We start from the raw sequence: 16,902 nt of genomic DNA on the forward strand, positions 1-16,902 counted from the left end.
CTTGGCGTGGCACAACAGACAGCACCCCCGGACACGTCCGCAGAAGACACCCGCAAGCCCGACTCCGCCGTCGTACGGGACGCCCTGGGCGTCGGTGTCGCCGTCGGGCTCTCCGGGTTCGCCTTCGGGGTGACCTCGGCCGGCAGCGGACTGGGCCTCCTCCAGAGCTGTGCGCTCAGCCTGCTGGTGTTCACCGGCGCCTCCCAGTTCGCCCTGGTGGGCGCGCTCGCCGCCGGCGGCAACCCGTTCACGGCCGCCGCCGGCGCCTTCTTCCTCGGAGTGCGCAACGCGTTCTACGGACTGCGTCTGTCGCAGTTGCTGGCCCTCCCGCGCGCGGTGCGGCCGCTGGCCGCGCAGTGGGTGATCGACGAGACCACGGCGGTGACCCTGGCACAGCCCACCCGGCGGGCCAGGCGGCTGGGTTTCACCGTCACCGGGCTCACCCTGTACCTGCTCTGGAACGTCACCACACTGCTCGGTGCGCTGGGCGCCAAGGCCATCGGGGACACCGACGCCTGGGGACTGGACGCGGCCGGCCCCGCCGTCTTCCTGGCCCTGCTCGCCCCGATGTTCAAGACGCCCACCGAACGAGCGGTCGCGGGTCTCGCGGTGCTCCTCGGCCTCGGCCTGCTGCCCGTGCTGCCGGCGGGTGTACCGGTCCTGGTGGCGGCGTTGGCGGCCCCGGTCGCGCTGGTGGCCGAGGGGCGGCGCGGTAGCCGTGCCCGGGTCCATCGGGGTGAGGGGGGCGATGGCGTCCATGGATCTGAGGGGGTCCACGGGTCGGCCAGGTCGGGCGAAGTCGAGGGGGCTGATGGGGCTGATGGGGCGGCCAGGCCGGAGGAGGCGGACGGAACCGGCGGCTCGGATGGAGCGCATGGATCCGCTGGATCGAAGGAGGGGCGTTGAACACCTGGATCGCGATCGGCGTGACCGCGCTCGGCTGCTACGTCGTCAAGCTGGCCGGACTTCTCGTACCTGCGCAGGCGGTGGAACGTCCGCTGGTCCGCCGGCTCGCCGCCCTGCTGCCCGTCGCCCTCCTCGCCGCGCTCACCGCCCAGCAGACGTTCGCCCACGGTCACACGCTGGTGCTGGACGCCCGGGCCGCCGGGCTCGGAGCGGCCGCCGTGGCGCTGGTGCTGCGCGCCCCGTTCCTGCTGGTCGTCGCGGCGGCCGTGGTGGTGACGGCGGGGGTACGGGCGATCGGCGGCTGAGCTCGACGGGACGTGTTCGGCCCGGATCGACCCGGCCGTCGGCCGGGAGGACCGGCCGGGCCGGGACGGGGCTGGTCGGGAGCGGACCGGCCCGGAGGTGGGCCGGCGGGGCTCGGCCGGGGTTGCCGGACCCGGCGGGACGGGGCCGACCTGGCGAGGGCCGGGGTGGCCGGGGTGGCCGGAGTGGCCAGGGCGGCTGGGCCGGCCGCCCGAGCGGGCAAGGCCATAGCGGCCGGGGCGGCGGGCCGGCCGGACCGGGTCACATGGTCGGGCTGAGCCGGCTCGGTGGCACCAGGGTGGCCCGGTTCACCGCGCCGACCGGGCGAGGCCGGGGCCGGCGGGCCCGGGGCATGTGACCTGACCAGGCCGGTCGGGCCGGACCGCATCTTCTGGACCGGCCCGGGCCGCGGCTTGGCGGGGCCGGCCCGGCCACGTTCATTGGGCGGACCAGGCGTGACCGGCCCGACCAGGCGTGACCCGCCCGACCGGGCGTCCGTGCCGGGCGGGTGCTACTGGGCCGGCGACCAGGGGCGGTGAGCCGGCCGGGGGACAGAGCGGGCCGAGGTCAGCGGGTCGGGCCGGGCCGAGCTCAGCGGGTCGGGCTCGGCTGGGCTCAGCCCACGAAGCGGCCGTAGGCCTTGAGGGTGCGCAGCGCCTCGATCGTCACCATGGGGCGCGCCTCGAGCGCCGGGACCGGCGCCCACTGGCGCCAGCGGATCGGCCAGCCGCCGTCCTCCCGCTGCTCGGCGGCGAGGAAGTCCAGGGAGCGGGCCATCTCGTCGTCCGTGAACCACGCGCGCGCGAGCGACCGCGGGGTCCTGGCGAAGTCGTGCGGGAAATGGTGCTCGCCGGGGGCGTAACCGGGCGCGACCGGGTAGGCGTCCAGGCGGTCCGGGTCCAGCGCCGCCAGCCGCTGCTCGCGCACCAGGCGGCCGAGCCGGTCCGCGGCCGCCTCCGCGCGCGGGCGGTCCGGGGCGGAGTCCAGGAAGGCCACGGCGGCCTCCACCTCGTAGGGGTGGGACTTGTCCAGGGACTCCACGGCTTGCCAGCAGAAGTCGGTGGCCCGGAAGAGCCAGGCGTGCCACACCTCGTTGCGGTGCAGCACGCCCACCACGGGCCCTGTGGCGAGCAGATCGCTGGGCGGGTCCTCCGGGACCGGGACGAACGGCGCCGCGGGATACCCGCGCTGGCTGGGATGGATCGCCGGCAGGGCGCCGTCCGCCGTGGAGACGGAGGTCAGATAGCGGCACACACGCTCCACCCGCTGCCCGCCGCACCGTCCGGTGGCGTCCAGCACGCGCAGCGCGTGCGCGGTGTGCAGGGGCTGGCTCACCGGACCGCGCAGATCGGGCTCCAGGGCGTGGCCGTACCCGCCGTCCTCGTTGCGGTAGGCGTTCAGCGCGGCCTCCACGGGATCGGCGGCGCCGTTCAGGAAGTGGTACGCGAAGAGCCGCTGCTCCAGCACGCGCGCGGTGAGCCAGACGAACTGTTCGGCGCGGAAGAGCGGGGAGCGCGCCGGGGGCGTAGGGGGGAGTGGGGAAGCTCCTGTTTCGGCCATGCGACAGACCGTAGGACGGAAAGCGGTCTCGGCAAGCGGTCACCGGCAGGGCCCACCCCCAGGGGCGGGATACTGGTGTCATGCGGTTGACGGTCTTCTGGCAGCGGATGGCGGAACACTTCGGTCCGGGGTACGCCGAAACCTTCGCGCGCGACCATGTGATGACGGAACTCGACGGGCGCACGGTGAACGAGGCGCTCGACGCGGGCTGGGAGGCCAAAGAGGTGTGGCGCGTGGTCTGCTCGGTGATGGACGTGCCCGGTGAGCGGCGCTGAGCGGCGGCGAGGACCCCGGGCGGGGTCATGCTGTCGGTGGCGTGGGCGACACTTGCCCCGTGGCACCCATTGACGACAACGAGCCGGCCGACCGGCACACGGCATCCCCGACCGTGACGACGCCGCCGCCCGCCCGGCGACCGGCCGACGACGCCGCCGCGTGGGCGGGCCGCCGCATGCCGCGCTGGCTGCCGCGCGCCATGGTGCTCGCGCTCGCGCTCATCGCCGCGTTCCAACTGGGCAGCTGGGCGTTCCACCAGCTCACCGGACTGCTGATCAACATATTGATCGCGTTCTTCCTCGCCCTCGCCATCGAGCCCGCCGTGAGCTGGATGGCGAGCCGCGGCATGCGCAGGGGGCTCGCCACCTTCCTCGTCTTCCTCGGGCTGACGATCGTCACCGCCGGCTTCATCACGTTGCTCGGCTCGATGCTGGCCGGCCAGATCATCAAGATGGTCGAGGGCTTCCCCGACTACCTGGACTCGGTGATCCACTGGATCAACCAGACCTTCCACACGGAGCTCAGACGCGTGGACGTCCAGGAGGGCCTGCTCCACTCCGACTGGCTGCGCAAGTACGCGCAGAACAGCGCGGCCGGGGTGCTCGACGTGTCCGCCCAGGTGCTCGGCGGCCTCTTCCAGCTGCTCACCGTCGCGCTGTTCTCGTTCTACTTCGCCGCCGACGGCCCCCGGCTGCGGCGCGCGCTCTGCTCCGTCCTGCCGCCCGCGCGCCAGGCCGAGGTGCTGCGGGCCTGGGAGATCGCCGTCGACAAGACGGGCGGCTACCTCTACTCGCGCGGCCTGATGGCGCTCATCTCCGGGATAGCGCACTACATCCTGCTCCAGGCCCTGGGCGTGCCGTACGCGCCCGTGCTCGGTGTCTGGGTGGGTCTCGTCTCGCAGTTCATCCCGACCATCGGCACCTATCTCGCGGGTGCGCTGCCCATGCTGATCGCGTTCACCGTGAACCCCTGGTACGCGGTGTGGGTGCTGGTCTTCGTCGTGGTCTACCAGCAGTTCGAGAACTACATGCTGCAGCCCAAGCTGACCTCCAAGACCGTCGACATCCATCCGGCGGTCGCCTTCGGCTCCGTGATCGCGGGCACCGCGCTGCTGGGCGCGGTCGGCGCGCTGATCGCCATCCCGGCGACCGCCACGCTCCAGGCTTTCCTGGGGGCGTACGTGAAGCGGTACGCCGTCACGGACGACCCCCGGGTGCAGGGCCACCGCCCGCGGGGGACCGGCGGCGCCGGGTCGGGCGCGCGCCTGCGGCTGTGGGCACGCCGGCCGCGCACGGAGGAGTCCTCGTAGGGGCGGGCCCTCGTACAAGGCGCCCATGCAGCAGTGCGGACGGGGCCGGAGCCGGGACGGTGCGCAGGCGCAGGAGAGGTACGCCTTCAGTACGTGAGGACTGCCCACACGGCCGCACCAGCGACGGCCGCCGCGTAGCAGCCCGTCGCGGCGGCCACGATCCGCCATCGCGTCCGCTCGCTCCAGGAGGTGCGGGACAGCGTCCAGGCCAGCAGCGGCAGCACCAGGACGGCATGCAGGCTCACCCCGTGCAGCGGCTTGAGCGGAGCTGTCGAGTGGTAGGCGGCCTCCTGCTGGCCGGTCCGCGTCAGGACGACCCCGCGCGCGATCATCGCCGCGCCCGAGGCCAGCGCCAGCAGCAGGATCGCGAACCCCGAGCGCACCGCCAGCGGCATGCCGGCGGGGCCCGCGGGCCGGTGCCGGAAGGAGGCGACGGCGAAGACGGTGAGCAGCACCACCAGGACCCCGCCGCCCACCGCGAGCGCCATGGACACCGCCGTGTCGAAGGGGGACTCCATGTTGAGGTGCGAGGGCACCCGGCGCCATGCCTGAAGGGTGATCCCGCCGACCTCGACCACACAGTCCACGGCGAGGACGAGGAGCAGGGCGGCGCGCGCCCGCGGTGTCGTGCGCAGGTACGACGTGACCCAGGTGAGCGCGATCAGCGTCAGCCCGAAGGAGAGCCCGAAGGTCACGGGCTTGCGCCAGGAGACGGGGCCGTCCCAGGGGCCGCCATCCACCGCGAACACCAGCAGATGGACGAGACCGGAGAGCACGAGGAGCGCTCCGGTGACGTGGCACAGGCGCTCGACGCGGCGCGGAATCTTCATGGTCCAAGGCTCCGGGGAACACCCCCGCGCGGTCGTCGTCCCGTCGGAGACATCCGGTCTACGGCCCGGGGAGCAGACGCGGAGCACGGCCCGGGTCGGGGGTCGGGAGCGGCGTCGGGAAAGCGGCGGGAGCGTCGGCGAGGCGGGCGTGGTGCGCTTGACACGAAAATCGAACATCCATTCTCATGGAGGCTCAGGCGCGGCACTCGACGGGGAATTTAGACGCGGTTTGGTCCGATATATCCACCTGTTATCCACAGGCCGGGCCGACGTCGGGGCGCATTGTCAGTGGCAGGCGTTAGCGTCTTTGACGTGAAGCGATCGACTCAAGCAAACCGGGTGGAACCCATGGCAGGAACCGACCGCGAGAAGGCGCTCGACGCCGCGCTCGCACAAATTGAACGGCAATTCGGCAAGGGCGCGGTCATGCGCATGGGCGACCGGTCGAGGGAGCCCATCGAGGTCATCCCGACCGGGTCGACCGCGCTCGACGTCGCCCTCGGTGTCGGTGGCCTGCCGCGTGGCCGTGTAGTGGAGGTCTACGGCCCGGAGTCCTCCGGTAAGACGACCCTGACCCTGCACGCCGTGGCCAACGCCCAGAAGGCCGGCGGCCAGGTCGCCTTCGTGGACGCCGAGCACGCCCTCGACCCCGAGTACGCGCGCAAGCTGGGCGTCGACATCGACAACCTGATCCTCTCCCAGCCGGACAACGGCGAGCAGGCGCTCGAGATCGTGGACATGCTGGTCCGCTCCGGCGCCCTCGACCTGATCGTCATCGACTCCGTCGCCGCGCTCGTCCCGCGTGCGGAGATCGAGGGCGAGATGGGCGACAGCCACGTCGGCCTCCAGGCCCGCCTGATGAGCCAGGCCCTGCGGAAGATCACGAGCGCGCTCAACCAGTCCAAGACCACCGCGATCTTCATCAACCAGCTCCGCGAGAAGATCGGCGTGATGTTCGGCTCGCCGGAGACCACGACCGGTGGCCGGGCGCTGAAGTTCTACGCCTCGGTGCGCATCGACATCCGCCGCATCGAGACCCTGAAGGACGGCACGGAGGCGGTGGGCAACCGCACCCGCTGCAAGGTCGTCAAGAACAAGGTCGCCCCGCCCTTCAAGCAGGCCGAGTTCGACATCCTCTACGGCCAGGGCATCAGCCGCGAGGGCGGCCTGATCGACATGGGCGTGGAACACGGCTTCGTCCGCAAGGCGGGCGCCTGGTACACGTACGAGGGCGACCAGCTCGGCCAGGGCAAGGAGAACGCGCGCAACTTCCTCAAGGACAACCCCGACCTGGCCAACGAGATCGAGAAGAAGATCAAGGAGAAGCTGGGCGTCGGTGTCCGGCCGGAGGAGCCCGCGGCCGAGCCGGGCGCGGACGCGGCGGTGACCGCCGTGGCCGACGACGCCAAGACGGCGCCCGCCCCGGCGGCCGCCAAGGCCACCAAGCCCAAGGCCGCCGCCGCCAAGAGCTGACCCGTGACGCGACGAACCGACTGGGCCGAGTACGAGTACGCCTCACCCGGTGCCCCACGGGGGAGGGGCGCCGGGAGCGACACGGGCTCCGCCGCGGCCGGTGACGACGGATACGGGGGCGAAGGGCACGGCCCGCACGACGGACACGGTGCCGGCGGCACGGAGCCGGGCGGCGAGCCCTACGGGGGAGACTCGCCGCGCCGCGGCTCCCGGGGGGCCGCCGGACCACGCGCCGGCCGGGGACGCGGGCGCCGCAGGGGCGGCTTCGGGGAGCCGTCAGGAGAGGACGAAGACGCCCCTTCCTCGTCGAGGGCCGAGCGGGGGGCGTCTTCAGGGGACCCGGCTGAGCGGGCGCGGGCGATCTGTCTGCGTCTGCTCACCGGGTCCCCGCGCACCCGCAAGCAGCTCGCGGACGCCCTGCGCAAGCGGGAGATCCCCGAGGACGTGGCAGAGGAGGTGCTGTCCCGCTTCGAGGAGGTCGGGCTCATCGACGACGGCGCGTTCGCGGACGCCTGGGTGGAGTCCCGGCACCACGGCAGAGGGCTCGCCCGGCGCGCACTCGCGCGGGAACTGCGCACGAAGGGCGTCGACTCCGCGCTGATCGACGAGGCCGTCGGACAGCTCGACTCCGAGCAGGAGGAGGCGACCGCCCGCGAACTGGTCGCCCGCAAGCTGCGGTCCACCCGTGGCCTCGACCGCGACAAGCGGCTCCGGCGCCTCGCCGGCATGCTCGCGCGCAAGGGCTACTCCGAGGGGCTGGCCCTCCGCATCGTCCGGCAGGCCCTGGAGGAAGAGGGCGAGGACACGGAGTTCCTTCAGGACGAGGGCTACTGACGGCCGGACGCCCGGCCGAGGACGAGGCGCCCGGCTGAGCGCGAGGGCGCCCGGCCGGTGCCCGTGCAGCACGGCCCGGGACCCGCTCACTGGCCGGTATGCGCATGGCTGACACATACGGAGGTGGGGCTAGCCCCCGCTCAAGACGCCAGGCCACCGCAGTGATTCCGGACCCGGGCACGAGGAGTCTGTAAGCACGCCCCGGAACACGGCCCGCGCCTTGACCGGCAGGCGCACGGACTCCGCGACGCACAACAGAAGAGAGCCCGCCCCCATGATGCTGCGATACGCCCTTCAGACCGTCCGCGCCCGCATGGCCGGCTCTCTCGGCGCCTTCCTCGCCCTGATGTGCGCGGCCGCCCTGATCACCGCCTGCGGCACCCTCCTCGAGACCGGGCTGCGCGGAGCGATCCGCACCGAGCGCTACGCCGCCGCCCCCGTCGTGGTCTCCGCCGACCAGTACGTCCACCACACCAAGGTGAAGCACAAGAAGGGCAAGACCAAGGTCAAGCGCAAGGCGAAGCCCATCGCCGAACGCGCCTGGCTCTCCGCGGACCTCGGCACGGCACTCGCCCGCACCCCCGGCGTCGCCCGCGTCGTCTCCGAACTCACCTTCCTGGCGCAGCCGCTGACCCCCTACGGCACCGGCGAACGCCCCGCCTACGGGCATGCCTGGGACTCCGCCGCGCTGACGCCCTACCGGCTGACCGCGGGCCGCGCTCCCCAGGCCGCCGGGGACCTCGTCATCGACGACGACCTCGCCGCACGCGCCCACCTCCGGCCCGGCGACCGCCTCACGGTGCAGTCGACACAGTCCCCGCGCAGCTACCGCGTCACCGGTGTCGCCACACCGGCCACGCCCGTACGCCACCAGACGTCACTGTTCTTCTCCACCGCCGAGGCCCGAAGGCTCGCCGCGCACCCGGGACAGGTCACCGCCTTCGGCGTGCTCCCGGCCGAGGGCGCCGACCCGTCGACCCTGCGACAGGCCGTGACCCAGGCGCTGCACGGCACGACTGCTCAGGTCAGCACCGGAGACGCCCGCGGTCCCGTGGAGTTCCTCGACGCGGCGACCGCCCGCACCCGGCTGGTCAGCATGGGCGGCGCGATGGGCGGCACCTCGCTGCTGGTCGCCGTACTCGTGGTCGTCGGCACCTTCGCGCTCACCGTCCAGCAGCGCCACCGCGAACTGGCCCTGCTCCGCGCCATCGCCGCCACCCCCGGACAGATCCGCAAACTGCTCGGCCGGGAGGCGCTGATCGTCGGCACGGCGGCGGGGATCACCGGCGCACTGCTCGGTCTGCCACTGGGCGGCTGGCTGCACTCCAGGTTCGTCGCCCTCGGCGCCGTGCCCGTCACGCTCCAGCCCAGTGTCAGTGTCTTCCCGCCGCTCGCCGCGCTCGCCGCCACCCTGCTGGGCGCCTGGGCGGCGGCCCGGATCGCCTCCCGCAGGATCGCCGGGATCAGGCCGGCCGAAGCCCTGGCGGAGGCCAGGACCGAACGCACCCGCCCGGCCTGGGGGCGTATCGCCGCCGGGCTGCTGCTCCTCGCCGGCGGAATCGTCCTCGTCGCCGTCCTCACCTCCCTGCGCACCGAGCCCGCCTCGACTCCCGTGACCTTCCTCGCCGTCGTCGTCCTGTGCACCTCCGTCGCCCTGCTCGGTCCGCTGCTGGTCAAGGCCGCCGCGCTCCTGCTCGCCGGCCCCCTGCGGCTCACCGGCCAAGGCGGCCGCCTCGCCACCGCCAACCTGCGCGGCAACGCCACCCGGATGGCCTCCGTCGTCACCCCCCTCACCCTGCTGATCGGCATGACCTGCACCGTGCTGTTCGTCCAGTCGACCCTCGGCGACGCCGCCCGCGCCCAGGCACGCGAGGGTGTCACCGCGAACTGGGTCGTCGCCGCCGAGGGGCCCGGCGTCCCCGGGGAGGCAGCGCAACGGCTGCGCGCCCAGCACGACACGGTCACCGAAGTCGTCCGCACGACCGTCCGCGTCGGTCTCGACAAGTACTCCGCGCAGGGCGTCACACCGGCCGGTCTGACCCGCACCTGGGACCCGAAGGTCACCGCCGGCTCCCTCGGTGGTCTCGCCCCCGGTACCGTCGCCGTCAGTGAACTGGCCGCCGACCAGCACCACCTGAGGCCCGGAAGCACCCTGAAACTCACGCTCGGCGACGGCACGCCCGTCATGCTCACCGTCGCCGCCGTCTACGCCCGGGGTCTCGGCTTCGGCGACCTCACCTTCGCCCATGACCTCGTGGCCCACCACGTCGACAACCCGCTCGCCTCCTCCGTCCTCGTCAGCACGACCCGTACACAGACAGAACTCGCGACTACCCTCCGTGAGTTCCCGGGACTGCGAGTTCTTTCGCCGACCGCCGCGGACACCCTCCAGGCCGACCGGCAGCAGGCGAACGCCGAGGTCAACTATCTGGCGATGGGACTGGTCCTGGCCTTCACCGCCATCGCGGTCGTCAACACCCTTGCCATGTCGGTCGCGGAGCGTGTCCGGGAGTTCGCCCTCCTCCGCCTCGCCGGTGCGACCCGCCGCCAGGTGCTGCGGGTGCTGCGCACCGAGGTGCTGTCCGTGCTGTTCCTCGCCACGGCACTCGGCAGCGGCATCGCTGTCGCCGTGCTCTCCGCGTTCAGCCTGGGCATGACCGGCCGGGCCGCTCCCACGGTCGCACCCCTGCTCTACGTCACCGTGGTCGCGGTCGCCGTCCTTCTCGCCCTCGTCTCCAGCGCCGTACCCGGACGTGCGGCGTTGCGCGTGCCGGCGGTGACGGTGGCCACGGCCAAGGAGTAGGAAGGCGCCGGGAGGCGGCCGATCGGCGGGCCAGTCGAGTCCCCGTCAGCCCCGCAGGCCGTCCGTCCGTTCGGTCGTCCCGTTCGCTCGGTCGTCCCGTCGGTTCCGCCGGTCGCGTCAGTCCTCGGGCGGCTCCACCGGCAGCCCCGCCGCGCGCCACGCCTGGAATCCACCCACCAGGTCGGTCGCTCGGTGCAGGCCCAACTGGTGGAGGGAGACGGCGGCCAGGCTTGAGGCGTAACCCTCGTTGCAGATCACGACGACGCGCAGGTCGTGACCGGTGGCCTCGGGGACCCGGTGGCTGCCCTGGGGGTCGAGGCGCCACTCCAGTTCGTTGCGCTCGATGACGAGGGCGCCGGGGATCAGCCCGTCCCGCTCGCGCAGGGCCGCGTACCGGATGTCGACCAGCAGGGCCTCACCGGTGCGCGCCGCCTCGTGCGCCTGCTCCGCCTCGACGCGCCGATAGCCCGCGCGGACCCGCTCCAGCAGATCGTCGATGCCGACCGGCCGCTCGTCCGCGGCGCTCACTGCCAGTCCTCCGGACGCTCGACCTGCTCCAGGCGCAGCACCGGGCCCGTGCGGCTGTAGCGCCGGATCCGCGGCAGCGGCGGGTAGTAGGCGTGGATCGAGATCGCGTGCCGGTCGGTGGACTCGTTGAGCACCTCGTGCACGTGGTGACGGCCGAAGGAGCGGCCCTCGCCGGCGGGCAGCCGGCGCTTGCGGTCCACGTCCTCGGCGAGTTCCAGGGTCTTCCAGCCGTCGGTGGGCAGCCGGGCCGCAAGTGAGTACTCCGCGAGCTCGCCCGACGCGGTGTGGAACGCGCCGACCGAGTCGGCGTGGTCGTGCCAGCCGGTGCCGCTGCCGGGCGGCCAGCCGATCAGCCAGGCCTCGCTGCCGCCGGGGCCGTCCAGCCGCACCCAGGTGCGGCCCTCCGGGTCGAGCGGGAGCGAGGCGATCAGCTCGGCGTCGGCGGCCGTGCGCCGCACGAAGTCGAGGAGATCCGCCTGGGTCGGCGCGGAGCCGGCGGCCCGGGCCGCGGCAGGGGAGGAGAGAGCGGGGGAGACAGACACGTGCACCGTCCTGAATGGGTTCGCCGAACGGGCGCGCGAGGGCGCCCGGAAGAAAGGGGAAGCGAATTCAGCGGGACGGGCGACACACGCAGCCCGCGTAGCGGACGAGGTCCATATGGACCCTCCGCCACAGGCGCACACAGGTGTCGGTCACGATCCGGAGTACAGCACGCCACCGCAGGACGGTCAACTCACTGTCACCATCTGGACAGAGGGTGACGGGCCTCACGGTCAGCACACGCCGGAACCGGCCTCCGCCTCCTCCTTCACGGCGCCGCCCACGGTCGCCTCGGCGGCCGCGTAGAGATCGGCCGGACGCACTCCGCTCAGCGCGGTGACCAGATGGCCGTCGGGGCGCACGAGCAGGACGCTGTGCGCCGGCGCACCCGGGTACTCCTCGGCGACCAGCAGCTCGGCCGGGTGCGGCAGCGCCGTCACCGCCGCCGCGAGCCGGGGCATCACCCCGGCGGACATCCAGTGCTTGCGGTCCCACACGCCCGTGCCCGGCGCGATCAGCACGACCAGGAGGGCCCCGCGCCCCAGCCGCTCGCGCAGCCGTACGAAGGAACCGTCCTCCGCGGTGACCCGCACGTCGGTGACCGCCGCGCCGGGCGGGGTCTCGACGGCGATCTCGCCCTCCAGATGACGGGGCGTGAGCGGCGAGTCGGCGTACGCCCCCGGCGCACCCAGCGGACCGCGCCCCAAGTGGCCGTCCATCAGCAGCAGCTCATGGCCGCGTGTCGCACCGGGCACGATGCTGCGCAGGCCGCCCGAGCCGCGGAGCACCGGCAGTGCCTGGTCGGCGGCGCGCAGCCGGGCGGCGACCACCGCGCGCCGCTCGGCCTGGTAGCTGTCGAGCAGTGCCTCGTGGTGCCCGTGGTGCCACGCCGGAGCCAGTTTCCAGGCCAGGTTGTCGGCGTCGCGCAGGCCTTCGTCGAGGCCCTGGGTGCCGAGCGCGCCGAGCAGGTGGGCCGCGTCCCCGGCGAGGAAGACCCGGCCGGCGCGCCAGCGCCGGGCCAGCCGGTGGTGCACGGTGTGGACGCCGGTGTCGAGGAGGTCGTAGGCCGGCGCGGACTCGCCCGTCCAGCCCGTGAGCGTCTCGCGGATGCCGGCCACCAGGATCTCGGGCGTGACGAGGTCCTTGCCCGGCGGCAGCAGCCAGTCCAGCCGCCACACGCCGTCCGGGAGGGGGCGGGCGGTCACCTCTCCGGCCGAGGGTCCGGACGGCCGCCACGGCGGCATCCGGTGAAGCAACGCGCGACCCTCCCAGGGAAGTTCCGTACGCAGCGTGGCGACCGCGTGCCGCTCCACCGCCGTACGGCCCGGGAACCGGATGTCCTGGAGCTTGCGCACGGTCGAGCGGGGGCCGTCGCAGCCGACCAGGTAGCTGCCACGCCACCAGGTGCCACCGGGCCCCCGGGTGTGCGCGGTGATGGCGGAACGCTCCTGCTCGATCGCGTCGAGCCGGCTGTCCACGGCGATCCGCACCAGCGGCTCGTCCGCGGCGGCCGCGCGCAGGGCGCTCGTGAGGACGTGCTGGGCGAGGTGCAGCGGGGCGGGCGTGTCGTCCTCGAAGGTGATCTCGCTGGTCACCTGCTTGCGCCGCAGGGACCGCCATCCGGTCCATCGTGAGCCGTGGTCACCGAGCGCGACCCCGGTGAGCCGCGACAACAGGGCGGCCGTGTCCTCGCGCAGCACGGCGGTGCGGGCCGGGCGCGGCTCGTCCTTGCCGGGCCCCTCGTCCAGGACGACGGACGGCACCTCCTGACGGGCCAGCGCCAGGGCGAGCGTGAGCCCGACGGGCCCCGCTCCGACGACGATCACCGGGTCCACGACGCGGTGCCCCCTGCCCGCAGCGGTGTCCGGACGGTCGCAGGTGAACAGGAAGGTGAAGCGGGGTGCACGATCACAGAACGTATGCAACCCATTGGCGGAGTTTGCGTCAAGCGACCGGAGGCAGTGGCGATCATGCCACTGCCTCCGGGTGACGCATTCGGGTTTGATCCGGCGTCAGGCCGCGATTCCCGTCCCCGCCGCGCCGGCGATGTTCGCCGTTTCGTCGACGCCGAGCACCGCGCCGGTCGACTTCTTCCTCTGCCGCAGCCGTCGCTCCAGCCAGCTCGCGAACGTGGTCAGCGAGAAGTTGATGACCACGTAGATCACCGCGACGATCGTGAAGGAGGCGATGGTGTTGGCGCCGTAGTAGCCGCTCATCGTGTTGGCCGAGGAGAGGAGTTCGGGGAAGGTCAGGACCGCGCCGCCGAGCGCCGTGTCCTTCACGATGACGACCAGCTGGCTGACGATCGCCGGCAGCATGGCGGTGACCGACTGCGGCAGCAGGATGAGCCGCATGACCTGGTTCTTGCGCAGGCCGATCGCCATGGCCGCCTCGGACTGGCCCTTCGGCAGCGCGAGGATGCCCGCGCGGACGATCTCCGCGAGTACGGACGCGTTGTACAGCACCAGACCGGTGACGACCGCGTACAGGGGACGGTCGTCCGAACTGATGTCGGTGTACGCGGCGAACGCGGCGTTCGCGAAGATCATCAGGACCAGGACCGGGATCGCCCGGAAGAACTCCACGACCGTCGCGACCGGGACCCGTATCCACGCGTGGTCCGAGAGCCGGGCGATGCCGAGCAGGGCGCCGAGCGGGAGGGCGATGACCATGGCCAGGGCCGCGGCCTTCAGGGTGTTCTGCAGACCGGGCCAGATGTACGTCGAGTAGGCCTCGGTGCCGCTGAAAAACGGCTTCCAGAGGATCCACTCCCACTGGCCCTTGTCGTCGAGCCCCTTGTAGACCCACCACAGGACGGCCGCGAGGACGACGAGGAAGCCCGCCGTGTACAGGATGTTGCGCCGCTTGGCCCGCGGGCCCTGGGCGTCGTACAGGACCGAACTCATCGCTTCACCGCCACCTTCTTGCCCACCCAGCCGAGGATCAGACCGGTCGGCAGCGTCAGGCAGCAGAACCCGAAGGCGATGACCGCGGAGATCAGCAGCAGCTGTGCCTCGTTCTCCAGCATCTTCTTCATCAGGAGTGCCGCTTCCGCCACGCCGATCGCGGCCGCCACGGTGGTGTTCTTCGTCAACGCGATCAGCACGTTGGTCAGCGGCCCCACGGCCGCACGGAAGGCCTGCGGCAGTACGACCAGGCCCAGGACCTGCGTGAAGCTCAGGCCGATGGCGCGGGCCGCCTCGGCCTGCCCGACCGGCACCGTGTTGATGCCGGATCGGATCGCCTCGCAGACGAAGGCCGACGTGTAGACGGCCAGTCCGAGCACGGCCAGCCGGAAGTTGGACGTGTCGACCTGGTCCGACCCCAGGGTGATGCGCAGCGTGTCCTTCAGGCCGAGCGAGGCGAACAGGATGATCACCGTGAGCGGAATGTTCCGCACGATGTTCACGTAGGCGGTGCCGAAACCGCGCATCAGCGGCACCGGGCCCACCCGCATGGCGGCCAGCAGAGTGCCCCAGACCAGGGAGCCCACGGCCGACAGCAGCGTCAGCTGCACTGTCGTCCAGAACGCTCCCAGCACGTCGTACTTGCTAACAAAGTCGAACACGATCTCCCGTGCTTCCGCGTGTAGGGACGCCCGGGTGGGGCCCCCCCCCCGCCCGCGCCCCCCCCCCGCCGGGCCTCAGCTCTTGATGTCGCCGATCTTCGGGGCGGGCTCGTTCTTGTAGCCGGCCGGGCCGAAGTTCTTGTCCACGGCCTTCTGCCACGAACCGTCGGAGACCATCGACTCGAGGGCCTTGTTGATCTTGGCCTTGAGGTCGCTGCCCTTCTTGACGCCGATGCCGTAGTTCTCGTTGGTCATCTTGAGACCGCCGAGCTTGAACTTGCCCTTGAACTGGGCCTGGGCGGCGTAACCGGCGAGGATCGAGTCGTCCGTGGTCAGCGCGTCGATGGCCTTGCTCTGCAGACCGGTCAGGCACGCCGAGTACGTCGGGTACTGCTGCAGCTGCGCCTTGGGAGCCAGCTTGTCCTTGACGTTCTGGGCCGACGTCGAGCCGGTCACCGAACACAGCTTCTTCTTGTTCAGGTCGCCGGCCGACTTGATGGAGGGGTCGTCCGCGCGGACCAGCACGTCCTGGTGGGCCAGCAGGTACGGGCCGGCGAAGTCGACCTTCTGCTGGCGCTCCGGGGTGATCGAGTAGGACGCGGCGATGAAGTTGACGTCACCGCGCTGCAGCATGGTCTCGCGGTCGGCGCTCTTCGACTCCTTCCACTCGATCTGGTCGGCGTTGTAACCGAGCTTCTTGGCGACGTAGGTCGCCACGTCGACGTCGAAGCCGGTGTAGCCCTGCGGGGTCTTCTGGCCGATGCCGGGCTGGTCGAACTTGATGCCGATGGCGATCTTCTTGCCGCCGCCGGAGGAGCCGCCGTCGTCCTTCTTGTCGCCGCCGCACGCGGTCGCGGACACGGCAAGGGCGAGCACGACGGCCGAGGCGGCGGTGACCTTGCGGAGCTTCATGATGAACATCCTTTGCGTGGTGAAGGAACGAGGGCCGTGAGGGACGGGTGGCCCCGGGGCCGCCGGGGCGCCGGGCTCGGTGCCGTCAGTGGTGCAGGATCTTCGACAGGAAGTCCTTGGCCCGGTCGCTGCGCGGATTGCTGAAGAACTGGTCGGGCGAGGCCTGTTCGACGATGCGGCCGTCGGCCATGAAGACGACCCGGTTCGCGGCCGAACGCGCGAAGCCCATCTCGTGGGTGACGACGATCATGGTCATGCCCTCGCGGGCGAGCTGCTGCATGACCTCCAGGACCTCGTTGATCATCTCGGGGTCCAGCGCCGAGGTCGGCTCGTCGAAGAGCATGACCTTCGGGCCCATGGCCAGCGCCCGGGCGATGGCGACGCGCTGCTGCTGGCCGCCGGAGAGCTGCGCCGGGTACTTGTCGGCCTGGGTGCCCACGCCGACCCGGTCGAGCAGGGCCCGCGCCTTCTCCTCGGCCTGCTTCTTGTCCGTCCTGCGGACCTTGAGCTGGCCCAGCATCACGTTCTCGAGCACGGTCTTGTGCGCGAAGAGGTTGAAGGACTGGAAGACCATCCCGACGTCGGCGCGCAGCCTGGCCAGCTCCTTGCCCTCGTGGGGCAGCGCCTTGCCGTCGATCGTGATGGCGCCCGAGTCGATGGTCTCCAGGCGGTTGATGGTGCGGCACAAGGTCGACTTGCCGGACCCGGAGGGCCCGATGACCACGACGACCTCACCGCGGGAGATCGTCAGGTCGATGTCCTGGAGCACGTGCAACGCGCCGAAGTGCTTGTTGACGCTCTTCAGGACGACCAGTTCGCCGGACGCGGCCACGTCCTCCTTGGCCACCGATACTTCGGTCATCGCTTACTGGCTCCGTCCTCCTCGGTTTCGGTGGACAGTAGTAAGGGCCGGTGACCAGCGTCATCACATCTGAGGGGAATCTGAGCATCACGATCCGATAGCAATCGGACACGTGTCGTAGCAGTTGGCGCCCGCGCGCGTATCGGGCGGATAACGGAACCCGCAGGCAACCGGAACCCTCTTGACGCCGTCCTTATC

17 protein-coding genes are annotated in these 16,902 nt (G+C 72.0%); 7 read left to right on the plus strand and 10 right to left on the minus strand.

Annotated elements, in window-relative coordinates:
- Positions 1–6: 6 nt before the first annotated feature.
- Together V7E45_RS01045 and V7E45_RS01050 are read left to right on the plus strand one after the other, a co-directional pair.
- Positions 7–906 carry an AzlC family ABC transporter permease gene (locus V7E45_RS01045; protein ID WP_333772113.1) on the plus strand — a complete coding sequence of 300 codons (900 nt, stop codon included), beginning with the start codon at positions 7–9 and terminating at the stop codon, positions 904–906.
- Positions 903–1,211 (plus strand): AzlD domain-containing protein, encoded by a 309-nt coding sequence (locus V7E45_RS01050; protein WP_317445745.1) that lies wholly within the window; start codon positions 903–905, stop codon positions 1,209–1,211. The genes V7E45_RS01045 and V7E45_RS01050 overlap by 4 nt, the downstream gene beginning before the upstream one ends.
- Positions 1,212–1,824: 613 nt before the next feature.
- Here the strand turns inward: V7E45_RS01050 and V7E45_RS01055 are convergent.
- Complete coding sequence (locus V7E45_RS01055) at positions 1,825–2,769, minus strand: hypothetical protein (RefSeq protein WP_333772114.1); 945 nt, start codon at positions 2,767–2,769, stop codon at positions 1,825–1,827.
- A gap of 80 nt (positions 2,770–2,849) precedes the next feature.
- On the opposite strand from V7E45_RS01055, the gene V7E45_RS01060 reads away from it, so the two are divergent.
- Both V7E45_RS01060 and V7E45_RS01065 read left to right on the plus strand, forming a co-directional pair.
- Positions 2,850–3,044, plus strand: coding sequence for a DUF3046 domain-containing protein (locus V7E45_RS01060; RefSeq protein ID WP_333772115.1), 195 nt, complete (start codon positions 2,850–2,852; stop codon positions 3,042–3,044).
- A gap of 176 nt (positions 3,045–3,220) precedes the next feature.
- Positions 3,221–4,354: an AI-2E family transporter gene (locus V7E45_RS01065; RefSeq protein WP_443055893.1), complete on the plus strand. Its 1,134-nt coding sequence runs from the start codon at positions 3,221–3,223 to the stop codon at positions 4,352–4,354.
- Between the two features lie 86 nt (positions 4,355–4,440).
- Here the strand turns inward: V7E45_RS01065 and V7E45_RS01070 are convergent, their stop codons facing one another.
- Positions 4,441–5,184 (minus strand): hypothetical protein, encoded by a 744-nt coding sequence (locus V7E45_RS01070; RefSeq protein ID WP_333772117.1) that lies wholly within the window; start codon positions 5,182–5,184, stop codon positions 4,441–4,443.
- 348 nt (positions 5,185–5,532) lie between these two features.
- On the opposite strand from V7E45_RS01070, the gene recA reads away from it, so the two are divergent.
- From recA to V7E45_RS01085, 3 genes are all read left to right on the plus strand, one after another.
- Positions 5,533–6,657 carry a recombinase RecA gene (recA, locus tag V7E45_RS01075; RefSeq protein ID WP_333772118.1) on the plus strand — a complete coding sequence of 375 codons (1,125 nt, stop codon included), beginning with the start codon at positions 5,533–5,535 and terminating at the stop codon, positions 6,655–6,657.
- 3 nt (positions 6,658–6,660) lie between these two features.
- Complete coding sequence (gene recX / locus V7E45_RS01080) at positions 6,661–7,491, plus strand: recombination regulator RecX (protein ID WP_333772119.1); 831 nt, start codon at positions 6,661–6,663, stop codon at positions 7,489–7,491.
- Positions 7,492–7,765: 274 nt separating this feature from the next.
- On the plus strand, positions 7,766–10,294 hold the full coding sequence (locus V7E45_RS01085; RefSeq protein WP_333772120.1) for an ABC transporter permease: 2,529 nt from the start codon (positions 7,766–7,768) through the stop codon (positions 10,292–10,294).
- A 117-nt stretch (positions 10,295–10,411) separates the two neighbouring features.
- On the opposite strand, the gene V7E45_RS01090 is transcribed toward V7E45_RS01085, so the two are convergent.
- The 8 genes from V7E45_RS01090 to V7E45_RS01120 form a co-directional block, all read right to left on the minus strand.
- On the minus strand, positions 10,412–10,822 hold the full coding sequence (locus V7E45_RS01090; protein WP_333772121.1) for a rhodanese-like domain-containing protein: 411 nt from the start codon (positions 10,820–10,822) through the stop codon (positions 10,412–10,414).
- Positions 10,819–11,364, minus strand: a complete 546-nt coding sequence (locus tag V7E45_RS01095; RefSeq protein ID WP_333772122.1) for a cysteine dioxygenase — start codon at positions 11,362–11,364, stop codon at positions 10,819–10,821. Before V7E45_RS01095 ends, V7E45_RS01090 begins: the two co-directional genes overlap by 4 nt.
- A 67-nt stretch (positions 11,365–11,431) precedes the next feature.
- Positions 11,432–11,602, minus strand: coding sequence for a putative leader peptide (locus tag V7E45_RS40530; protein ID WP_443055890.1), 171 nt, complete (start codon positions 11,600–11,602; stop codon positions 11,432–11,434).
- Positions 11,596–13,197 carry an FAD-dependent monooxygenase gene (locus V7E45_RS01100; protein ID WP_333772123.1) on the minus strand — a complete coding sequence of 534 codons (1,602 nt, stop codon included), beginning with the start codon at positions 13,195–13,197 and terminating at the stop codon, positions 11,596–11,598. Before V7E45_RS01100 ends, V7E45_RS40530 begins: the two co-directional genes overlap by 7 nt.
- 177 nt (positions 13,198–13,374) lie before the next feature.
- Positions 13,375–14,268: an amino acid ABC transporter permease gene (locus V7E45_RS01105; RefSeq protein WP_333772124.1), complete on the minus strand. Its 894-nt coding sequence runs from the start codon at positions 14,266–14,268 to the stop codon at positions 13,375–13,377.
- A complete protein-coding gene (locus V7E45_RS01110) occupies positions 14,265–14,930 on the minus strand; it encodes an amino acid ABC transporter permease (protein ID WP_333772125.1) in 666 nt (221 codons plus the stop codon). The genes V7E45_RS01105 and V7E45_RS01110 overlap by 4 nt, the downstream gene beginning before the upstream one ends.
- Before the next feature lie 75 nt (positions 14,931–15,005).
- Positions 15,006–15,842, minus strand: coding sequence for a glutamate ABC transporter substrate-binding protein (locus V7E45_RS01115; RefSeq protein ID WP_333772126.1), 837 nt, complete (start codon positions 15,840–15,842; stop codon positions 15,006–15,008).
- A gap of 85 nt (positions 15,843–15,927) precedes the next feature.
- The gene (locus tag V7E45_RS01120) at positions 15,928–16,704 is read right to left on the minus strand and encodes an amino acid ABC transporter ATP-binding protein (protein ID WP_333772127.1); all 777 of its coding nucleotides are present in this window, start codon (positions 16,702–16,704) and stop codon (positions 15,928–15,930) included.
- Positions 16,705–16,902 lie beyond the last annotated feature (198 nt).

This window comes from Streptomyces sp. IBSBF 3136 (genome assembly GCF_036815105.1).
Classification (GTDB): Bacteria; Actinomycetota; Actinomycetes; order Streptomycetales; family Streptomycetaceae; genus Streptomyces.

Bases quoted from the DNA above. Each gene is read 5' to 3' on its own strand.
- V7E45_RS01055 (WP_333772114.1), bottom strand. From the start codon at position 2,769: ATGGCCGAAACAGGAGCTTCCCCACTCCCCCCTACGCCCCCGGCGCGC.
- V7E45_RS01060 (WP_333772115.1), top strand. From the start codon at position 2,850: ATGCGGTTGACGGTCTTCTGGCAGCGGATGGCGGAACACTTCGGTCCG.
- V7E45_RS01065 (WP_443055893.1), top strand. From the start codon at position 3,221: ATGCCGCGCTGGCTGCCGCGCGCCATGGTGCTCGCGCTCGCGCTCATC.
- V7E45_RS01070 (WP_333772117.1), bottom strand. From the start codon at position 5,184: ATGAAGATTCCGCGCCGCGTCGAGCGCCTGTGCCACGTCACCGGAGCG.
- recA (WP_333772118.1), top strand. From the start codon at position 5,533: ATGGCAGGAACCGACCGCGAGAAGGCGCTCGACGCCGCGCTCGCACAA.
- V7E45_RS01085 (WP_333772120.1), top strand. From the start codon at position 7,766: ATGATGCTGCGATACGCCCTTCAGACCGTCCGCGCCCGCATGGCCGGC.
- V7E45_RS01105 (WP_333772124.1), bottom strand. From the start codon at position 14,268: ATGAGTTCGGTCCTGTACGACGCCCAGGGCCCGCGGGCCAAGCGGCGC.
- V7E45_RS01115 (WP_333772126.1), bottom strand. From the start codon at position 15,842: ATGAAGCTCCGCAAGGTCACCGCCGCCTCGGCCGTCGTGCTCGCCCTT.
- V7E45_RS01120 (WP_333772127.1), bottom strand. From the start codon at position 16,704: ATGACCGAAGTATCGGTGGCCAAGGAGGACGTGGCCGCGTCCGGCGAA.